This is a genomic window from Streptomyces daghestanicus, assembly GCF_020521275.1.
In the GTDB taxonomy this organism is placed as follows: domain Bacteria; phylum Actinomycetota; class Actinomycetes; order Streptomycetales; family Streptomycetaceae; genus Streptomyces; species Streptomyces griseoviridis.
The window spans coordinates 57,310-79,763 of the sequence record NZ_BNDX01000014.1 but is presented as its reverse complement, the minus strand read 5'-3'; the positions used below and the strand labels follow the sequence as shown (position 1 = coordinate 79,763).

Genomic DNA, 22,454 nt, shown 5'->3' with positions numbered 1-22,454 from the left:
CAGTGAAGAAGCCGAGTCCGGTCAAAGCGGCGGCCCTCGCCGAGGTCTGGCCCCTGTCACCGCTCCAGGAAGGGCTGCTCTTCCACACCTCCTTCGACGCCGGCGGTCCGGACGTCTACGCCCTCCAGACCGTCATCTCCATCGACGGCCCCCTGGACCCCGACCGCTTCCGGGACTCCTGGCAGGCCCTGCTGAACCGGCACGCGGCCCTGCGCGCCAGCTTCCACCAACGCAAGTCCGGCACGCCGGTCCAGCTCATCGCCCACCAGGCGGACCTGCCCTGGCAGACGACCGACCTCTCGGACCTGGCCGAGGACGGGAGGACGGCCGAAGCCGCGCGGCTGGCCGCACAGGAGCGTGCCCACCGGTTGGACGTGTCCGTCGCGCCCCTGCTCCGGCTCCTCCTGATCCGGCTCACCGACACCCACCACCAGCTCGTCATGACCACCCACCACTTGCTCCTGGACGGCTGGTCGATGCCCGTCCTGCTCGACGAACTGGCCCGGATCTACGCGGCCGGCGGCACCGCCCGCGCCCTCCCGCCCGCCGCCGCGTACCGGGACTACCTGGCCTGGCTGAGCCGCCAGGACAAGGACGAGGCACGCGCCGCCTGGCAACGGGAGATGGCGGGTACGGACGAGCCGACCCTGGTCGCCGCCGAGGGCCGGCGGCGCGCCGCCGCGCTGCCCCGCGAACACACCCTGGAACTGTCCGAGACGGCCACCGCCACCCTCACCGGCCTGGCCCGGGAACACGGCCTCACCGTCAACACCGTGGTCCAGGGCGCGTGGGCGCTGGTCCTCGCGCGTCTCACCCGACGTGACGACGTGGTGTTCGGAGCGACGGTGGCGGGCCGCCCGCCGGAACTGCCGGGGGCGGAGACCATGGTCGGCCTCCTCATCAACACCCTCCCCGTACGGGTCCCGCTCCGGCCGGAGCAAGCGGTACTGGACATGCTCACCGCGCTCCAGCGCCGCCAGACCGCGCTGCTGCCCCACCAGCACCTCGGCCTCGCGGAGATCCAGCGGGTGGCCGGCCCCGGCGCGGGCTTCGACACCCTCGTGGTCTACGAGAGCTTCCCCCGGGCCCCCGAGAAGCCCGAACGCCCCGAGACGTACACCATCTCCGGCGGCGCCACCCAGCAGGCGACCAATTACCCGCTGACCGTGGGCGTCACCCCGCACGACCGCCTCCGCATCGAGGTGGCCTACCGCCCCGACCTCTTCGACGCCCGCCAGGCCGACCGCATCGGCCACCGCCTGGCCCGCGTACTGGAACAGATCGCGGCCGACCCACGCGTACGCCTCGGTGAGATCGACGTCCTGGACGCCGATGAGCGGGCGCGGGTGCTCACGGAGTGGAACGCCAGGGAGGAGCCGGTCGGCTCTGCGACGGTGGTGGAGCTGGTCGCCGAGTGGGCGGCGCGGACGCCGGAGGCTGTGGCGGTGCGGTGTGGGTCCGTCGAGTTGTCGTACGCGGAGTTGGATGCGCGGGCGAACCGGTTGGGGCGGTTGCTGCGGGAGTGCGGCGTCGGTGTGGAGTCGCGGGTGGGTCTGAGGCTTCCGCGGGGTGTCGACGTGGTCGTGGCGATTGTGGCGGTGTGGAAGGCGGGGGCGGCGTATGTGCCGTTGGACCCGGAGTATCCGGCGGAGCGGCTCGCGTTCATGGCGGCGGACAGTGGTGCGGCGCTGGTGATCGACGAGGCGTGGCTGGCGGATGCGGCCGTCGCGGCTCAGTCGGACGCTCCCCTCGGTGTCGCGGTCGGTTCCGATCAGCTGGCGTATGTGATCTATACGTCGGGGTCGACGGGCCGGCCGAAGGGTGTGGCGGTCGCGCACGGTGGGCTGGTGAATCTGGTGGCGGCGATGGGGCCGGTGCTGGGCGCGGGCCCGGGTGAGGTGACCTTGCAGTTCGCCTCCTTCAGCTTCGACGCCTCGGTGCTGGATGTGGCGGTCACTCTGGCCGCCGGTGGCACGCTGGCGATCGCGTCGGGCGAGGAGCGTACGGACGGCCAGGCGTTGGCGGAGATGGTCCGTGAGGCCGGGGTCACCGTGGCCAGTGTGGTGCCGTCGTTGCTCTCCGTCCTGGACCCGCAGGCGGTGTCCGGTGTACGGAACTGGGTGCTGGGTGCCGAGCGGCTCAGCGCCGATCTCGCCGCCCGCTGGCGTGCGCAGGCGGGTGTGTGGAACACGTACGGGCCGACGGAGGCGACGGTGATGGCCACGGCCGTCGAGATCGCGGAAGGCATCACACCCGAGGACGCCCCGCCGGCGATCGGGCGTCCGCTGACGAACACGCGCGTCTTCGTGCTGGACGGTTTCCTGCGCCCCGTGGCACCGGACATGGTGGGTGAGGTCTATCTGGCGGGGCCGGGTCTGGCTCGTGGGTATCTGGGCCGGCCGGACCTGACGGCGGAGCGGTTCGTGGCCTGCCCGTTCCTCCCCGGGCAGCGCATGTACCGGACCGGTGATCTGGCCCGTTGGTCGGACGACGGGCTGCTGCACTTCGCGGGCCGCGCGGATGACCAGGTCAAGGTCCGCGGCTTCCGGATCGAACTCGGTGAGGTGGAGTCCGTCGTCGCCGCGCACCCGGACGTCACGCAGGCGGCCGTCCTCGTCCGCGACGACCGTCTTGTCGCCTACGCCGTGTCCCAGGGTGACCCGGCGTCCATCCGGGCCTTCGCCGCCGAGCGGCTGCCCGAGTACATGGTCCCCACCACCGTCATGCTCCTCGGCGAACTCCCCCTCACCCCCAACGGGAAGATCGACCGGTCCGCGCTCCCGGCCCCCGAGAGGGAGCATGGTGCGGGCCGGGCACCCTCCACCCCGGTCGAGACGGTGCTCTGCGGTCTCTTCACCGAGGTGCTGGGCGCGGAAGGGGTGGGTGTCGATGACGATTTCTTCGTGCTGGGCGGGGATTCGATCATGTCGATGCAGTTGGCGTCGCGGGCGCGGCGTGCGGGGTGGGTGCTCTCGCCCCGGCAGGTGTTCGAGGAGCGGACCCCGGCACGGCTGGCGGGCGTGGTCGAGCCCGTCGAAGCGACCGCACAAGGTATACGCGATGTGGGTACCGGTGAGGTGGCGTTCACGCCGGTGATGAAGGCGGTGGGGGAGGCGGCGCTGCGGCCGGGGTTCGCGCAGTGGATGGTGGTCAAGGCTCCGCCGCGGCTCGGTGTGGAGGTGTTGTCGGCGGGGTTGTCGGCGGTGGTGGACGCGCATGACATGTTGCGGGCTCGTCTGGTGGCCGGTGAGGACCGGTTCGTGGTGGGGGCGCGTGGGTCGGTGGACGGGTCGGGGTTGGTGTCGCGGGTGGATGCGGCCGGCCAGGGCCAGGGCGGGCTGGAGCAGGTTGTGGGGGTGGCGGCGCGGGCGGCTGTGGGCCGGTTGGATCCGGTGGCCGGTGTGATGGTGCAGGTGGTGTGGGTGGATGCGGGACCGGGAGTGCCGGGCAGGATCGTGCTGGTGGCGCATCACCTGGTTGTGGACGGGGTGTCGTGGCGTGTTCTGCTGCCCGACCTGCGTGCGGCCTGTGAGGCGGTGCTCGCAGGCCGGTCCCCTGTCCTCGACGTGGTGGGTACGTCCTTCCGCCGCTGGTCGCAGTTGTTGGCGGAGGAGGCTGTCAGCGAGCGGCGTGGGGCGGAACTCGATGCGTGGACGCGCATCCTGGCCACCCCCGGCCCCCTGCTGGGCCGGCGTCCCCTCGACCCGGCCCGGGACACCGAGGCGTCCACCGTGCGCCGGCACTGGCGCGTACCGGCGGCTCAGGCCGAGACGCTGGTGACGCGTACCCCTGCGGCGTTTCACTGCGGGGTGCATGAGGTGCTGCTGGCGGCGTTGGCGGGGGCGGTGGGTGTGTGGCGGCCGGAGCACGCCGGCACGGGGCTGCTCGTCGACGTGGAGGGGCACGGACGGGAGGCCACGATCGAGGGCGTGGATCTGTCGCGGACGGTGGGCTGGTTCGCCAGCACCCATCCGGTGCGGCTGCGGCTCGGGGCCGTAGGACTGGGCCGGGTACGTACCGGGGGTCCGGCGGCCGGCGCGCTGCTGAAGACGGTGAAGGAACAGGCGCAGGCCGTTCCGGGAGACGGTCTCGGATACGAGCTGCTGCGGCACCTCAACCCCGAGACCGGCCCGGTGCTGGCGCGGTCGCCCGTCCCGCAGCTCGGCTTCAACTACCTGGGCCGGTTCCCCGCCGGCCGGGCGGACGGTCCGTCCGGCGCCTGGGAACCGGTCGACGGATCGGGGCTGGGCGGCGCGGTCGCCCCGGACACACCGGCCCGGCACGCGCTGGAGGCCGTGGCCGTGGTCGAGGACACTCCGACAGGCCCGGAGCTGACGATCTCGCTGGCCTGGCCGGGCACGCTCGTCGAGGACGCCGAGCGGCTCGGTGAACTCTGGCGGGAGATGCTGGCCGGACTCGCCGCGCACACCGACGCCGACCCCGGCGCCGGCGGCCACACCCCCTCCGACTTCCCCCTCCTCACCCTCGCCCAGGGCGAAGTCGACGACCTCGAAGCCGAGTTCGCCGACGACCCCGCCTGATCCGACGCCCCCCCCGCACCACAGACACACAGCGCACAGCAGACGACACACAGCGCACAGCGCACAGCGCACAGCACGCCGCACACCGCACACCGCACACCGCACGCCGCACACCGCATGGAACGACGAAGACGTGTTAACGGCACCACCCAGGTAACGGTGAGGAGACACTCCGATGGCCCGAGCTCGTGTCGAGGACGTATGGCCTTTGTCGCCCCTTCAGGAGGGACTGCTCTTTCACGCGTCCTTCGACGGCCGGGGCACCGACGTGTACCAGGGCCAGCGCTGCCTTGACGTGCTCGGTCCGCTCGACGCGGATGTGCTGCGCGCGTCGTGGGAGGCGCTGCTGACCCGCCACGCCGCGCTGCGGGCCGGTTTCCGCAGGCGCGCTTCCGGTGAGTCCGTGCAGGTCATCGCCCGTGAGGTGACCCTGCCCTGGCAGCGGGCGGACGTCAGCGCGCTACCCGAGGCCGAGGCCGACGCCGAGATCGGCCGGCTCTGCGCGGCGGAGATGGACCGGCGTTTCGACCCGGCCGTCCCGCCGCTGCTGCGGCTGCTGCTCATCCGGGTCGCGCCGGACCGGCACCGGCTCGTGCTCACCAGCCACCACCTGCTCATGGACGGCTGGTCCCTGCCCGTCCTGTTCGGCGAACTCACCGCCGTCTACGCAGCGGGCGGTGACGCGCGCGTCCTGCCCCGCACCGCCTCCTACCGGGAGTACCTGGCCTGGCTGGCACGCCAGGACAAGCCCGCCGCACGGGCCGCCTGGCGTGCCGAACTGGCCGGCGCCGAACAGCCGACGCTGGTGGCCCCCGCCGACCCGGGCCGCCGGTCCGGCGAGACGGCGCATGTGATCACCGAGCTGTCCGCCGCGCTGAGCCGGGACCTCGCGGGGGTGGCCCGTGGCCAGGGCGTCACCCTCAACACCGTGCTCCAGGGCGCCTGGGCGCTGGTCCTGGCCCAGCTCTCCGGCCGGACCGACGTGGTCTTCGGGGCGACCGCCGCCGGCCGGCCCGCGGACCTGCCCGGTGTGGAGTCCATGGTCGGCCTGTTCATGAACACGCTCCCCGTACGGGTCCGGCTGGACGGCACGCTCACGGTGGCCCGGCTCCTCACCGACCTCCAGGCACGGCAGTCCGCGCTGATGCCGCACCAGCACCTAGGACTCCCCGAGGTACAGCGACTGGCCGGGCCCGGCGCCGTCTTCGACACGATCGTGGTGTACGAGAACTACCCCAGCCCTCCCGAGGAGGAGCCGGACCGCGCGGCCGGCGCCATCGAGATCCGGCGGACCAGGGAGGTCAAGGACGCCTCCCACTACCCGCTCGCCCTGGTCGTCGTCCCCGACGAGCGGATGCACCTCAAACTCGACCACCAGCGGGACCTGTTCGACGAGGACGCCGCCGGGTCGGTGCTGGCCCGGCTGGTACGGGTGCTGGAACAGATCGCGGCGGACCCGCTGAGGCGCGTACGGGACGTCGACCTGCTGGCCGCGGACGAGCGGGCGCGGGTGACCCGGGAGTGGAACGACACCGGCGTCCCGGCCGCCGTGGCGACGGTGCCCGGCCTGTTCGCGGCCCGCGCGGCACGGACCCCGGACGTACCGGCGGTGCGGTGCGGGACCGTGGAACTGTCGTACGCGGAACTGGACCGGCGGGCGAACCGGCTGGCCTGGTACCTGCGCGGACGCGGCGTCGGCGCGGAGACACGGGTCGGGCTGCGGCTGTCCCGCGGGGCGGACATGATCGTGGCGATCCTCGGGGTGTGGAAGGCCGGGGCCGCGTACGTGCCGCTGGACCCGGAGCACCCGGCGGACCGGCTGGCGTTCATGACCCGGGACAGCGGGGCGGCACTGACCCTCGACGACGAGACGCTGACCGCCGCGGCCGGGACCGTCACCGCCGAGCCGGACACGCCGCCCGACGTCACCCCCGACCCCGACGGGCTGGCGTACGTCATCTACACCTCCGGCTCCACCGGCCGGCCGAAGGGCGTCGCGGTCGCGCACCGCGGGGTGGCCGCCCTGGCGGACGCGATGCGTCCCGTCCTCGGCGCCGCCGAGGGGGAGGTGAGTCTCCAGTTCGCGTCGTTCAGCTTCGACGCGGCCGTCCTGGACGTGGCCGTGACCCTCGCCGCGGGCGGGACGCTGACGATCGCCACCGAAGCGGAACGCACCGACCCCGAGGCGCTGGCCCGGCTGATCCGCGACGCCGGGGTCACCGTGGCCAGCGTGGTGCCGTCGCTGCTCTCCGTCCTCGACCCCGAGTCCGTCCCGGGTGTACGGAACTGGGTGCTGGGCGCCGAGCGGCTCACCGCCGACCTGGCGGCACGCTGGCGCGCGCGGGCGGGAGTCTGGAACACCTACGGCCCGACCGAGGCCACCGTGATCAGCACGGCCGTCGCCCTCGCCCCGGACCTCCACCCGGAGGACGCCCCGCCGCCCATCGGCCGCCCCCTCGCCCACACCGGCGTGTACGTCCTGGACGCCTTCCTGCGTCCCGTCGCCCCCGGCGCGGTGGGCGAGGCGTACCTCACGGGCCCCGGTCTGGCCCGCGGTTACACGGGCCGGCCGGACCTGACGGCGGAGCGGTTCGTGGCCTGCCCGTTCCTCCCCGGGCAGCGCATGTACCGCACCGGTGACCTGGCCCGCTGGTCGGACGACGGGCTGCTGCACTTCGCGGGCCGCGCCGACGACCAGGTCAAGATCCGCGGCTTCCGGGTGGAACCCGGTGAGGTGGAGTCCGTCGTCGCCGCGCACCCGGACGTGGCCCAGGCCGCCGTCGTCGTCCGCGACCAGCGGCTGCTGGCCTACGTGGTCGCCGGGGACGGCCCTCCGGACCCGGCCGCCGTACGCGCGTACGCCGCCACCCGCCTCCCGTCCTACCTGGTCCCGGCGGTGGTGACGGTCCTCGACCGGCTGCCCCTGACGGTCAACGGCAAGGTCGACAAGGCCGCCCTGCCCACCGTGGAGGCCGCCGGGGGCACCGGACGGGCGCCCGCCACGCCGGTCGAGGAGATCCTGTGCGGCCTCTTCGCGGACGTGCTGGGCCGGGAACGGGTCGGACCCGACGACAGCTTCTTCGAATCGGGCGGCGACTCCCTCCTCGGCATGCGGCTCACCGCCCGCATCCGCGCGGTGCTCGACGCGGACCTCAGCGTCCGCGACCTGTTCGCCACCCCGTCGGCGGCCGGCCTGGCCCGGACACTGGCCGACGCGAGCGCCGGTTCACGGGCACCCCTGCGCCCAGCCGTACGACCCGACCGCGTACCGCTGTCGTACGCCCAGCGGCGCATGTGGTTCCTGAACCGGATGGCCACCGGCACCGGCGCGGACGCGGCGGGCGCGTACAACCTGCCCCTCGCGCTGCGGCTCACCGGCGACCTGGACCGGGCGGCGCTGGCGGCGGCGCTCGGGGATCTCGCGGACCGGCACGAGAGCCTGCGCACGGTGTTCCCCGACACGGACGGCGAACCGTGGCAGCGGGTGCTGTCCGGCCCGGCCGCCCGGCCCCCGCTGACGGTGACCGAGACCGATACGGCCGGGCTGCCCGACGAACTCGCCCGGCGGTCGCACCACCCCTTCGATCTGAGCACGGACCTTCCGTGGCGGACGGTGTTGCTGACGACGGCTCCGGGTGAGGCGGTGCTGCTGCTGGTGGTGCATCACATCGCGTCGGACGGCTGGTCGATGGGGGTGTTGGCGCGTGATCTGCGGGTGGCGTACGGGGCGCGGTGTGCGGGGCGGGTGCCGGAGTGGGAGCCGTTGCCGGTGCAGTACGCGGATTACGCGTTGTGGCAGCGGGAGACGCTCGGTGATCCGGAGGACCCGGAAAGTCTGATCAGTGCCCAGCTTGACTACTGGCGGCGCGCGTTGGCCGACTCGCCACCGGAGCTGCGGCTGCCGGTGGACCGGCCCCGCCCCGCCGAACCGTCCTTCCGGGGCGGCAGCGTCCCGGTGGAGGTGGACGCCGACACCCACGCCCGCCTGGTGGCCCTGGCGGCCCGCGGCCGGGCGACGATGTTCATGCTGGTGCACGCCGCGGTGTCGGTGGTGCTGTCGCGGATGGGCGCGGGGTCGGACATCCCGGTGGGGACGGGGATCGCGGGGCGTGGTGACGCTCAGTTGGAGGGGTTGTCCGGGTTCTTCGTGAACACGTTGGTGCTGCGGGCGGATCTGTCGGGTGATCCGTCGTTCGCCGAGGTGCTGCGGCGGGTGCGGGAGACGGATCTGGCGGCGTACGCGCATCAGGACGTGCCGTTCGAGCGGTTGGTGGAGGAGCTGAACCCGGCGCGGTCGCTGTCGCGCAACCCGTTGTTCCAGGTGATGCTGGCCTTGCAGAACGTGCCCGAGGCCGCATGGGACCTGCCCGGACTACGGGTCGCGCCCCTGCCACCGGTGACGGAGCTGCCCGCCCGCTTCGACCTCTCCTTCTCCCTGGCGGAGCGGCGGGGGGCCGATGGCGCGCCGGGTGGTCTGGGCGGCGGCATCCTGTACGCGGCGGATCTGTTCGACGCGTCGACAGTACGGTCGCTCGGTGACCGGCTGGTGCGGGTGCTGGAACAGATCGCCGCCGACCCGCAGGTGCGGCTGAGCGAGATCGACGTGCTCGACGCCGACGAGCGGGCGCGGGTGCTCACGGAGTGGAACGGCGAGACACGCCCCAAGGCGGCCGGTTCATGGCTGGAGCTGTTCGACAACCGGGTCGTCCTGACCCCGGACGCACCGGCCCTGCGGTGCGGGTCCGTCGAGTTGTCGTACGTGGAGCTGGATGCGCGGGCGAACCGGTTGGGGCGGTTGTTGCGGGGGTGCGGCGTCGGTGTGGAGTCGCGGGTGGGTCTGAGGCTTCCGCGGGGTGTCGACATGGTCGTGGCGGTCCTGGGTGTCTGGAAGGCGGGGGCGGCGTATGTGCCGTTGGACCCGGAGTATCCGGCGGAGCGGCTCGCGTTCATGGCGGCGGACAGTGGTGCGGTGCTGGTGATCGACGAGGCGTGGCTGGCGGATGCGGCCGTCGCGGCTCAGTCGGACGCTCCCCTCGGTGTCGAGGTCGGTTCCGATCAGTTGGCGTATGTGATCTATACGTCGGGGTCGACGGGTCGGCCGAAGGGTGTGGCGGTCGCGCACGGTGGGCTGGTGAATCTGGTGGCGGCGATGGGGCCGGTGCTGGGCGCGGGGCCGGGTGAGGTGACCCTGCAGTTCGCCTCCTTCAGCTTCGACGCCTCGGTGCTGGATGTGGCGGTCACTCTGGCCGCCGGTGGCACGCTGGCGATCGCGTCGAGCGAGGAGCGCACGGACGCCCAGGCGCTGGCGGAGATGGTCCGCGACGCCGGGGTCACGGTCGCCAGTGTGGTGCCGTCCCTGCTCGGTGTCCTGGACCCGCAGGCGGTCTCCGGTGTACGGAACTGGGTGCTGGGTGCCGAGCGGCTCAACGCCGATCTCGCCGCCCGCTGGCGTGCGCAGGCGGGTGTGTGGAACACGTACGGGCCGACCGAGGCAACGGTGATGACCACCGCCGTCGAGATCGCGGAAGGCATCACACCCGAGGACGCCCCGCCCGCGATCGGGCGTCCGCTGACGAACACGCGCGTCTTCGTGCTGGACGAGTTCCTGCACCCCGCACCGGTGGGCGCGGTCGGTGAGGTGTACCTCGCCGGGCCGGGCCTGGCCCGTGGATACCTGGGCCGGCCGGACCTCACCGCCGAACGGTTCGTGGCCTGCCCGTTCCTCCCCGGGCAGCGCATGTACCGCACCGGTGACCTGGCCCGCTGGACGGACGACGGGCTGCTGCACTTCGCGGGCCGCGCCGACGACCAGGTCAAGATCCGCGGCTTCCGCATCGAACTCGGCGAGGTCGAGTCCGTCGTCGCCGCCCACCCGGACGTCACGCAGGCGGCCGTCCTCGTCCGCGACGACCGTCTTGTCGCCTACGCCGTGTCCCAGGGGGACCCGGCGTCCATCCGGGCCTTCGCCGCCGAGCGGCTGCCCGAGTACATGGTTCCCACCACCGTCATGCTCCTCGGTGAACTCCCCCTCACCCCCAACGGGAAGATCGACCGGTCCGCGCTCCCGGCCCCCGAGGTCGTACGCGGTCCGGGCCGGGCCCCCTCGTCCCCGGTCGAGGAAGTCCTGTGCGGCCTCTTCGCCGAGGTGCTGGGCACGGAACACGTCGGCGTGGACGACGACTTCTTCGCGTCGGGCGGTGACTCCCTGCTCGGCATGCGGCTCGTCGCCCGGGTCCGTACGGTGTTCGACGCGGACCTGAGCATCCGGGACCTCTTCGCCGCACCGACCGTCGCGGGCCTCGCACGAGCCGTGGTCCAAGCCGAAGCCGATACCGAAGCCGCCGAATCCGAAGCGGCGGCCGGCACGGGCGCGTCCGTCGGAGGTCGGCCCGTGGCTCTCCGCCCCCGGCCCAGGCCGGAGGAGGTGCCGCTCTCCTTCGGGCAGCAGCGGATGTGGTTCCTGAACCGCATGGACGGGACGGACTCGGACGCGGCGGGCGCGTACAACCTGCCGCTCGCGCTGCGGCTCACCGGCGACCTGGACCGGGCGGCGCTGGCGGCGGCGCTCGGGGATCTCGCGGACCGGCACGAGAGCCTGCGCACGGTGTTCCCCTCCCACGAGGGCAAGCCCCGGCAGGACGTGCTGACCGGGCCGGCCGCCCACCCCGAACTCATCCTCAGGAACACCGACCCCGAGCACCTCCACGCCACCCTGGACGACCTGTGCGCCCGCGGCTTCGATCTGAGCACGGACCTTCCGTGGCGGACGGCGTTGTTGACGACGGCTCCGGGTGAGGCGGTGCTGCTGCTGGTGGTGCATCACATCGCGTCGGACGGCTGGTCGATGGGGGTGTTGGCGCGTGATCTGCGGGTGGCGTACGGGGCGCGGTGTGCGGGGCGGGTGCCGGAGTGGGAGCCGTTGCCGGTGCAGTACGCGGATTACGCGTTGTGGCAGCGGGAGACGCTCGGTGATCCGGAGGACCCGGAGAGTCTGATCAGTGCCCAGCTGGACTACTGGCGGCGCGCGTTGGCCGACTCGCCGCCGGAGCTGCGGCTGCCGGTGGACCGGCCGCGCACCGCCGAGCCGTCCTTCCGCAGCGGCACGGTCGACGTCGAGGTCGACGCGCGGACGCACGCGCGGCTGGTCGAGGTCGCCGGACGCGGCCGGGCGACGATGTTCATGCTGGTGCACGCCGCGGTGTCGGTGGTGCTGTCGCGGATGGGCGCGGGGTCGGACATCCCGGTGGGGACGGGGATCGCGGGGCGTGGTGACGCTCGGTTGGAGGGGTTGTCCGGGTTCTTCGTGAACACGTTGGTGCTGCGGGCGGATCTGTCGGGTGATCCGTCGTTCGCCGAGGTGCTGCGGCGGGTGCGGGAGACGGATCTGGCGGCGTACGCGCATCAGGACGTGCCGTTCGAGCGGTTGGTGGAGGAGCTGAACCCGGCGCGGTCGCTGTCGCGCAACCCGTTGTTCCAGGTGATGCTGGCCTTGCAGAACGTGCCCGAGGCCGCATGGGATCTGCCCGGTCTCCGCGTGACACCGCTGCCCCCGATCGCCGAACCCCCGGCCCGCTTCGACCTCTCCTTCTCCCTGGCGGAGCGGCGGGGGGCCGATGGCGCGCCGGGTGGTCTGGGCGGCGGCATCCTGTACGCGGCGGATCTGTTCGACGCGTCGACGGTACGGTCGCTCGGTGACCGGCTGGTGCGGGTGCTGGAGCAGATCGCCGCCGACCCGCAGGTGCGGCTGAGCGAGATCGACGTGCTCGACGCCGACGAGCGGGCGCGGGTGACCGAGGAGTGGAACGCCACCGGGCGTCCGGTCGACCCGGCCCTCGTACCGGAGCTGGTCGCCCAGTGGGCGGCGCGGACACCGGAGAGTGCGGCGGTGCGGTGCGGGTCCGTGGAACTGTCGTACGCGGAGCTGGACGCGCGGGCGAATCGGCTGGCGCGATCGCTGCGGGAGCGCGGCGTCGGCGTGGAGTCGCGGGTGGGTCTGAGGCTCGCGCGGGGTGTCGACATGGTCGTGGCGATTGTGGCGGTGTGGAAGGCCGGGGCGGCCTACGTGCCGCTGGACCCGGAGTATCCGGCGGACCGGCTCGCGTTCATGGTCGCCTCCAGCGAAGCCGCCCCGGTGATCGACGAGGCGTGGCTGGCGGACGCCGGTGAGGCCCTCGCCGCCGGGTCCGCCGGGCCCGGAGAGCCGCTGGACGTGCCCTCTGACCCGCAGCGGTTGGCGTATGTGATCTATACGTCGGGGTCGACGGGCCGGCCGAAGGGTGTGGCGGTCGCGCACGGTGGGCTCTCGAACCTGGTGGCGGCGATGGGGCCGGTGCTGGGCGCGGGCCCGGGTGAGGTGACCTTGCAGTTCGCGTCGTTCAGCTTCGACGCCTCCGTGCTGGACGTGGCCGTGACCCTCGCCAGGGGTGGCACGCTGGCGATCGCGTCGAGCGAGGAACGCACGGACGCCCAGGCGCTGGCGGAGATGATCCGCGACTCGGGGGTCACGGTCGCCAGCGTCGTGCCCTCGTTGCTCTCCGTCCTGGACCCGCAGGCGGTGCCCGGTGTCCGGAACTGGGTGCTGGGTGCCGAGCGGCTCACCGCCGATCTCGCCGCCCGCTGGCGCGCACAGGCAGGGCTGTGGAACACGTACGGGCCGACCGAGGCGACGGTGATGACCACCGCCGTCGAGATCGCGGAAGGCATCACACCCGAGGACGCCCCGCCCGCGATCGGGCGTCCGCTGACGAACACGCGCGTCTTCGTGCTGGACGAGTTCCTGCACCCCGCACCGGTAGGCGCGGTCGGTGAGGTGTACCTCGCCGGGCCGGGCCTGGCCCGTGGGTATCTGGGCCGGCCGGACCTCACCGCCGAACGGTTCGTGGCCTGCCCGTTCCTCCCCGGGCAGCGCATGTACCGGACCGGTGACCTGGCCCGCTGGACGGACGACGGGCTGCTGCACTTCGCGGGCCGCGCCGACGAGCAGGTCAAGATCCGCGGCTTCCGCATCGAACTCGGCGAGGTCGAGTCCGTCGTCGCCGCCCACCCGGACGTCGCCCAGGCCGCCGTCCTCGTCCGCGAGGACCGGCCCGGCGATCCCCGGATCGTCGCCTACGCCGTCCCCACCGCCGCGGCCGGCGCACTGGACACCGGCGCGCTGCGCGCCTTCGCTGCCGAGCGCCTGCCCGCATACATGGTCCCGGCCACCCTGATGGTCCTGGACGCCCTGCCCCTCACCCCCAACGGCAAACTGCACAAGTCGGCCCTGCCCGCACCGGACTACGCCGACCTCGTCTCCGCCGAAGCGGCGCAAGGAGAACTCCAGGAAACCCTCTGCGCCCTCTTCGCCGAGGTGCTCGGCCTCGAACGGGTCGGCCCCGACGACAACTTCTTCGACCTCGGCGGCAACTCGGCCCTCGCGATGCGGCTCGCCGGACGCATCCGCACCGAACTCGGCGCCGAACTGAGCATCCGGCACTTCTTCGGGTCCTCCACCCCGATCGGCGTGGAACGGCTCCTCGGCGCCAAACTCCGCCCCCCGCTGCGAGCCGGGGAACAGCGGCCCGACCGGATCCCCGCATCCGTGCGCCAGCGGCAAATCTGGCACGCGCAGCGCCACGGCGACCGGGGAGCGACCAGCAACCTGCCCGCCGCGCTCCGGCTCGACGGCGACCTGGACGTGCCCGCCCTCAACGCCGCCCTCGGAGACCTCGTCGAACGGCACGAGATGCTGCGCACACGGTTCCGGGAGACCCCGGAGGACGGACTCGTCCAGGAGGTGTCGGACGCCGGGGACCTCGTGAGCGAACCGGTCCTCGTACGCACCGACGCCGAGGAACTGCCGAGGCTGCTCGGCTCCCGGGTCCGGCGCGGCTTCGACCTGACGCGGGAGGCGCCCTGGGCGCCGTACCTCTTCGCGCTCTCGGCGACCGAACACGTGCTGCTCCTGGTGGTCCACCCGATCGCCGCGGACGAGTCCTCGGTGAACCTGCTGCTCCGGGACCTGGCCGCCGCCTACGGGGCACGGCGCGAGGGACGCGTCTCCGAACGGGCCCCGCTGCCCCTGCAGTTCGCCGACTACGCGGTCTGGGAACGGGAACTCCTCAAGGGCGAGGAGAAGCCCGACAGCCTCGTCACCGACCAGCTGGAGTACTGGAAGGCCACCTGGGCGGACACCCCGCCGCGCACCCACCTCCCCGTCGACCGGGAACGGCCCCCGGCCCCCACCTGGCGGACCGCGTCCGTGCCCGTGCGCGTCCCGGCGGAGACACACGCCCGGCTCATGGACGCGACCGAGTCCGCCGACGCGACCTCCTTCACCGCCGTGCACGCCGCGCTGGCGCTGCTGCTGACCCGTCTCGCGGCCGGCTCCGACCTGGTGCTCGGCACCGTACTGCCCCGGCCGGACGGCGAGGAGAGCCTGGAGGGCGTGGTGGGGCCGCTCGCCGGACTGCTCGCGCTGCGCCTGGACACCTTCGGCAACCCCTCCTTCCTCGGCCTGGTCAAACGGGCCCGCGAGGTGTACCAGGAGGCCCAGCAGAACCAGGACGTGCCGTTCGAGCGGCTGGTGGAGCTGCTGGCGCCGCCGGAGTCGGCGGGACACCACCCGGTGTTCCAGGTCGTGCTCGACGTACGCGACGACATCGCCGAGAAGTGGGAGGACGCGGAACTGCCCGGCCTCGCGACCGAGCGGCTGCCGGTGGCGCCGCCGGCCTCCCCGTTCGACCTGCGGATCGTCCTCACCGAGAGCTTCGGGGACTACGGCGACCCGGACGGCATCGTCGGCACCCTGGAGTACGCCGCCGAACTCTTCGACGCGTCCACCGCCGACGCCCTCGCCCGCCGCCTGGTGCACGTCCTGGAACAGGTCGCCGACGATCCCGAACTGCGGGTCGGCCAGGTCGAGGTGCTGCTGGACGAGGCCGAGCGGCGGGCGGCCCTGCCGGCCGGGAACGAGACCGGGGACGAGACCGGTGACCCCGGGCGCACGCTGACCGAGCTGCTGGCCGAGCGGGCGGCGCTGACCCCCGAGGCGGTCGCCGTGTCCGACGCGGAGACCTCCCTCACCTTCGGCGCCCTGGACACGGCGGCCGACGCCCTGGCCCGGCGGCTGGCGGCACGGGGCGTGGGCCACGAGGACACCGTGGCGATCGCCGTGCCGGCCGGCGTACGCCTGGTCACCGCGCTGCTGGGGGTGCTCAAGTCGGGCGCGGCCTGCTGTGTCACCGGGGACGGGCGGTCACCGGACGAGGCCCTCGTGCTGCCGGGCGGGACCCGGCCCGCCGCCGTGGTCACCGACGCCGCGGCCCCCGCGGGCCTCCCCGCGCTGCCCGTCGAGGACGCGGCGACCGGGGCGGGGCCCACGGGTCCCCCGCCCGCCCCGCCCCTGCCGGCCCACGCGGCACTGCTCCTCCCCGCCGCACCGGCGGCGGACCGGGGCACCGCCGCGGGCGTCGTCGTCGAGCACCGCGCGCTCGCGGAACAGGCCGCCGCGTTCACCGGGCGACGGGACGACCCACGAGCGCGCGCGGCGGACCCCGTCCGGACCGTCCTGGACACCCGGATGCCCGTCACCGAACTGCTCCTCCCGCTGCTCACCGCGCTCGCCGGCGGCACCGTCCACCTCGGCACACCGGACGGCACCGGCACCGACACCGGCACCGGCGCCGCCGAGGGGACCGGCGTACGCCTGGTCACCACACGGGCGTTGCTGCCGACCGTGCCGCGGCCACGCGCCGCCGAGGTGGTCATGGTGGGCGGCGACGGACCCGAGCCGGTGAACGGCGCGGGGGAGTGGCGGGCCCGCCACCCCCGGCCCGCCCTGCTCAGCGGCCAGGACGCGGCGGAGACCGCCGGACCGTGGCTCGGCCACCGGACCGCGCCCGGCGAGGACCTCCCGGCGCTGCTCGACACCGGAACCCCCGTCGGGGACACCCGCACCTACCTCCTGGACTACTACCTGCACCCGGTCCCGCCCGGCACCCTGGGAGAGGTGTACGTGGCCGGCCGCGGCCTCGCCCGCGGCTACGCCGACGCCCCCGGAGCCACCGGTGGCCGGTTCGTCGCCAGCCCCTTCGGCGGGCCGGGGGAACGGATGTTCCGCACCGGCCGGTGGGCACGCCGGGACCCCGACGGACGGCTCCGCCTGCACGCGGACGTGCCCGGCCGGCACCTGCGCGACGGCGTGCACCGGCGCACCGTACGCAACTCCGAGGACCTCGGGGTGCTGCTGCCGCTGCGCCCCGAAGGCAGCCGGCGGCCGCTGTTCTGCGTCCACCACGGCACCGGGCTGAGCTGGAGCTACGCCACCCTGCTGCCGTACCTCCCGGCGGACCTGCCGGTGTACGGCGTGCAGGCGCGCGGCCTCGCGGGACCGGAACCGCTGCCGAAGACCATCGACGAGATGGCCGCGGACTACATCGAGCAGATCCGCGGCGTGCAGCCGCACGGGCCGTACCGGCTGCTCGGCTGGTCGCTCGGCGGCGTGGTCGCCCAGGCCATCGCCTGCCGGCTCCAGGACGCCGGCGAGGAGGTGGAACTGCTCGCGCTGCTCGACGCCTACCCGCTGCGCGACGTCGGCGAGATCGCGGGTGAGGACGAGTCCGTGCTCGGCCCCGACGACGGCCGGGCGACCTGGGGCGAGGGCCAGGCCGGGAAGGACAGCCGGGCCATGGAGGTGCGCGGGCCGCTGCTGGAGAACATGCGGGAGGTCATCAAGAACACCGTCGGTCTCATCCGGGACCACCGGCCGGCCGTCTTCCGGGGCGACCTGCTGGTGTTCGTGGCCACCGACCGCAAGACCGAGACGCTCCTCGCGACCGAGGCGGTCGCGAGCTGGCGGCCGTACGTCGCCGGGGACATCGAGACGCACGAGGTGCTCGCCGCCCACGAGGACATGCTCGAACCGGCGCACCGGCCCGTCATCGGCCGCGTCCTCGACCAGAAGATCCGCACCGCGCCGACGCCCGCACGGAAGGACCAGCGATGACCAGGGAAACCGGTGAACTCAGGGGCCGCAACCGCGACCGGACGGCGGACATCATCCCCCACCACCTCAGGGAGGGCATGGACCCGCCGCCCGGCCTCGGCCGCATGAGCACGGAGACACCGCTGGTGCCGGAGACCGGACCGGGCCTGATCGACTGGGTCGCCACCGGCCGGGAGGAAGTACGGGCCATCCTCGGCGACGCGGACCGGTTCAGCACCCGGCCACCCGCCGACACCGAGGAGGAGTCCCGCCAGATCACCCAGATCGGCAACCCGCTGATGTACGACCCGCCGGAGCACACCCGGCTGCGGAAGCTGCTGGCACCGGAGTTCACCCTGCGCCGGATGCGCCGGATCGAACCGCAGGTCGAGCGGATCATCGAGGACCGGCTGGACGTCCTGGAACGGGCCGGACGGCCCGCCGACCTCGTCCGGCACTTCGCCTGGCCCATCCCCGGCCTGGTCGGCTGCACCCTGCTCGGCATCCCCCGCGACGACCAGGCGGAACTCGCCCGGCACCTCGACCTCAGCCGGCGCGACAACCGGGGCTGGCAGGCCCGCCGCGCCTCCGCCAAGACCTTCGACAACTATCTGGCCCGGTACGTCGCCGCCCGCCGCCGCGACCCCGGCGACGACCTGGTGAGCATGCTCGTCAAGGACCACGGCACCGACGTCTCCGACAAGGAACTGGTGGGCCTGGCCGCCTCCGTCATGGCCGCCGGCATCGAGAACATGGTCGGCATGCTCGGCCTGGGCGTCCTGGCCCTCCTCGACCACCCCGACCAGCTCGCCCTGCTCCGCGAACGCCCCGAACTGATGGGCCAGGCGGTCGAGGAACTGTTGCGGTACGTCACCGTCGTCGCGGTCGCCTCGCCGCGCACCGCCCTGACCGAGGTGACCGTCGGCGACCACGTCATCGAGCCCGGCCAGGTCGTCTCCTGCTCGTTCCTCGCGGTCAACCGGGCCCAGCCGCCCGGCGCGCCCCCGGACCGCCTCGACATCCTGCGGGAGGGCACCACGCACGTGGCCTTCGGGCACGGCATCCACTACTGCGCGGGAGCCGCCCTGGCCCGCATGGAGCTGCGGATCGCGTTCGCGGGGGTGCTGCGCCGCTTCCCGGGGCTCCGGCTCGCCGTACCGCGCGAGGAACTGCGCTTCCGCCCGCCGTGGATGGCCACCTTCGGCATCGAGAACCTGCCCGTCTCCTGGTAACCACCGCCCAGAAAGGCCCGTCATGCCGAAGCCGCCGGACATTCCCCCGCACCTGCGCCGCCGCATCCTGGACCCGCTGCCCGAGCTGAGCCGGATGAGCGACGAGACACCCGTCTGCCCCGACCCCGGCGGAGCGGACTGGCTGGTCACCGGGGACGCCGAGGCGCGGGCGGTGCTGGGGGACGCGGACCGGTTCACCGCCAAGCCGCCCGATCTCGAACGGGCCATTTCCCGAGGGGCCAGGGAAGAAGGGAACCTGCTGCATTACGACCCCCCGGAGCACACCCGGCTGCGCAAACTGATCGCGCCGGAATTCACGCTGCGCCGCATGCGCAGAATGGAACCGGTCGTCGAACAGATCGTGGCCGAACGGCTGGACGCGCTGGCCGCGGCGGGATCACCGGCCGATCTCATGCGCCATTTCGGCTGGCCCGTACCGGGACTCGTCATCTGCGCCCTCCTCGGGATTCCCCGCGACGACCTCGCCGCGCTCGGCAGAATGCTCGACGTACGGGCGCCCAGCCGTATGGACGCGCATTCCAGCGGGCGTGCCCGTAAACGGGTGGCGGCGCAGAAGGCCTTCGCCTCGTACCTGGGCGGAATCGTCGCGAGGAAACGCGCCGACCCGGGCGAGGACATGCTCGGCACGCTGATCCGGGAGCACGGCGACGAGGTCACCGACGCGGAACTGGCCGGGGTCTGCGCCTCGTTCCTGGCGGCCGGCCTGGAGGGCTCGGCGCAGATGCTGGGCCTCGGGCTGCTCGCCCTGCTCCAGCACCCCGACCAGCTCGCCGCCCTGCGGGCCGACCCGGCGCTGCTGCCGCGGGCGGTGGAGGAACTGCTGCGGTACGTGTCGGTGGTCTCCACGGCCTCGCCGCGCACCGCGCTGACGGACGTGACCGTCGGCGGCCAGGAGATCAGGAAGGGGGAGGTCGTCACCTGCTCCCTGCTCGCGGTCAACCGCGCCCGGCCGCGGGGCCTGTCGCGGGACCGGCTGGACATCACCCGCGAGGACACCGCCCACGTGGCCTTCGGACACGGCATCCACCACTGCGTCGGCGCCGCCCTCGCCCGCGCCCAGCTCCGGCTGAGCTTCGCCGCGCTGCTGTCCCGCTTCCCCGGCCTGCGGCTCGCCGTGCCCGTGGAGGAACTGCGGTTCCGTCAGTTCGCCGTGCAGTACGGCGTGGAGGAGCTGCCCGTCGCCTGGTGAGGCCCCCGGCGCGGCGAAGCCGGCGGCCCGTGCGGGGTGCGCCGGCTTCGGCGTGCGGTTTCCTCGTGCGGCCTTGTCGTACGGCCTTGTCGTACGGCCGTGTCGTGCGCGGAGCAGTCCTCAGCGCACGGCCGAGGCGCAGTCGTAGAGCGTCTCCGTGTTGCCCTCGGCGTCCTTGCCGCTCGGCGCGGTCACGCCGTAGGAGGCCGGATCGACCTCGGCGCAGGCCGACTTCACCCACCGGTCGATCCGCGCCACCGAACTGTCCGGCGGCGGCTCGCTCGCCTGCCCGCCCCCGGCGCCGCTCATGCTGCCCGCGTGCGTGCCGACCAGGGCGAAGCGCAGGTCGCCGGCCCGGATCAGGTCCTGGTACTCGGCGAGCGTCACGACGTTCGCCTCGCCCAGGAAGCCGCCCAGGGGCAGGACGGGCAGGGCCCGGTTGTAGATGTAGCGCGAGGCCGTCTGCCAGCTGTTCGTGGAGAAGGCGTAGGCGGCGCCCCGGTTGTTCTGCTGCACGTGATCGATGAGTTTCTCCTGGTCGGGGCTCAGCTCGGCGAGTACGTCCGGGCCCTGGGAGGTGGTGGACGTGACCCCGCCGAGCACGCCGTTCTTGGACGTACGCATCCCCTTGCCGCCCGGGCCGGAGCCCCCGGGCACCTTGAACGGCGGCCCCGCGTAGGCGTCGAACGGCGAGCCCGCGTACCGCTCGTCCAGCACGCTCAGCGACCAGACGGCCGGCGCGGCGATCACCGCGACGCACCCGCTCACCAGACCGAGAGCGGTGACACGCCGGGCCAGGCGGCGGCCCGACGGGCGCGGCAGCGCGGTGTACACGAAGGCCGCGCAGGCGGCGACCGAGGCCACCAGGACCAGGGGGACGAGCCAGGGCGCGAAGTCCGCGTACGGGGCGGCCGTACGGATCGTCCAGACCTCCTGCGCGAGAATCGCCACGGGCAGTATCCAGGCCCAAGGGCCGCCGCGGGCCGCCCGGTGGACGCGCCACAGGGCCACCGCACCGGCGCCGGACAGCGCCGCCAGGGGCGGGGCGAGCAGGGCGGCGTAGGCGGTGTGCGGGATGCTCATCGCGCTGAGCACCAGCGCGGCCGTGACCAGCCACAGGCCCCACATCAGGTAGCCGGCGCGGCGCCGGTCGGTCCGCGCGGCCCCGCGGTGCCGTACCAGGCCCAGGACCAGGGCGATCAGCGCGAGCGGGTACAGCCAGCCGATCTGGGTGGCGAAGCGCGGCCCGAGGAGCTTGCCCCAGCCCTCCGAGCCGGGCAGCACCGCGAGCGCGGCGGACCCGCCCTGCGGGGGCTGCGACGCGGACGCCGGTGCGCTCGCCCCGCCACCGTCCCGGGCGGTGCCGCCGTCGGCCCCCTGGGAGGTGTCCTGGGCCGTACCGCCCGCCGCCGCGCCTTCGGCCGCACCCGTATCCGCACCCGTATCCGCACCCGTATCCGCACCCGCCCCCGCGCCCCCCGTCGCCTCCGCGCCCGCCGACGTCCCCGTGTCCGTACCGTCCGCCGCCGCGCCCGTGCCGCCGCCCCCGGAGGGCGCGCCGACGGCCCCCGGGATCAGTCCCTCGTGGAAGCGGTTGAAGCCGTTGTAGCCGAAGACCATGGCGAAGGCGCTGTTGTTGGTCGAACCGTCCGCGTAGGGGCGGGAGTCCTCCGGTGTGAAGGTCATCAGCGCGACCCAGGAGAGGGACACGGCGAGCAGCACCCCGCCCGCCGTCAGCAGGTGCCCGACCCGGCGCCGCAGCCCGTGGGGGGCGGCGACGAGGTAGGCGACGGCGAGCGCCGGGACGACGAGCCACGCCTGCATCATCTTGGCCTGAAACCCCAGCCCGATCCACACGCCGCAGAGCAGCAGCGGGTTCAGCCGGCCCGTGAGGACCGCCTTCTGGCCCTGGTCGGCCGCCAGCACCAGGCACATCGTGACCGAGCAGTCGAGGATCGCGTGCCCGAACATGGAGGCGGCCAGCGGCGTCAGGGCCAGCAGCCCCGCCGCGACCAGCCCGGCCGCCGCCCCCTGCCAGCGCCGCACCAGCCGGTACAGGACGAGCACGGTGACCACGCCCTCGACGCACTGCGGCAGGGTCAGCGCCCAGTCGTGGAAGCCGAACAGCCGCGCCGACAGCGCCTGCGGCCACAGAAAGCCGCCGATCTTGTCGAGGGTGATGGTGGAGGAGGGGTCGAAGGCGGTGAACAGGAAGGCCTTCCAGCTCTCCGACATGCTCCGCGCGGCCACCGAATAGTAGGGGGACAGATCACTGCCGGCGATGTTCCAGGTGTACAGCAGCGCGGCGAGCGCGGCGACGGCCAGCAGGGCCGGGCGGGCCCAGCCCGGCTGGTCCGGGGGCGAACGCCAGAACGCGAACCGGTGCCGTCGCGGCGGCGCGGGATCGTCGGGAAAGGCGGTCGAACCGGGAGCGAGGGTCAAAAGGTCCGAGGGCATATCGGACTTCCTTTCGTCGTCCGGGTAAAAGGAATTTCGGCGAGCCACTG

At 73.6% G+C, this 22,454-nt stretch carries 5 protein-coding genes; 4 read left to right on the top strand and 1 reads right to left on the bottom strand.

All coding sequences use genetic code 11. The features are described 5' to 3' along the window. Positions 1-2 precede the first annotated feature (2 nt). The 4 genes from Sdagh_RS25765 (at position 3) to Sdagh_RS25750 (ending at position 19,947) form a co-directional block, all read left to right on the top strand. Positions 3-4,541 carry a non-ribosomal peptide synthetase gene (locus tag Sdagh_RS25765; RefSeq protein ID WP_226535792.1) on the top strand — a complete coding sequence of 1,513 codons (4,539 nt, stop codon included), beginning with the start codon at positions 3-5 and terminating at the stop codon, positions 4,539-4,541. A gap of 175 nt (positions 4,542-4,716) precedes the next feature. Beyond that, complete coding sequence (locus Sdagh_RS25760) at positions 4,717-17,526, top strand: non-ribosomal peptide synthetase (RefSeq protein WP_226535790.1); 12,810 nt, start codon at positions 4,717-4,719, stop codon at positions 17,524-17,526. Next, on the top strand, positions 17,523-18,737 hold the full coding sequence (locus Sdagh_RS25755) for a cytochrome P450 (protein ID WP_189424926.1): 1,215 nt from the start codon (positions 17,523-17,525) through the stop codon (positions 18,735-18,737). The genes Sdagh_RS25760 and Sdagh_RS25755 overlap by 4 nt, the downstream gene beginning before the upstream one ends. A 22-nt stretch (positions 18,738-18,759) precedes the next feature. Continuing rightward, positions 18,760-19,947, top strand: coding sequence for a cytochrome P450 (locus Sdagh_RS25750; protein ID WP_189424924.1), 1,188 nt, complete (start codon positions 18,760-18,762; stop codon positions 19,945-19,947). A 120-nt stretch (positions 19,948-20,067) separates the two neighbouring features. Here Sdagh_RS25750 and Sdagh_RS25745 read toward each other — a convergent pair whose 3' ends face one another. Beyond that, a complete protein-coding gene (locus tag Sdagh_RS25745) occupies positions 20,068-22,404 on the bottom strand; it encodes an ArnT family glycosyltransferase (RefSeq protein ID WP_190078551.1) in 2,337 nt (778 codons plus the stop codon). Between the last annotated feature and the right edge of the window lie 50 nt (positions 22,405-22,454).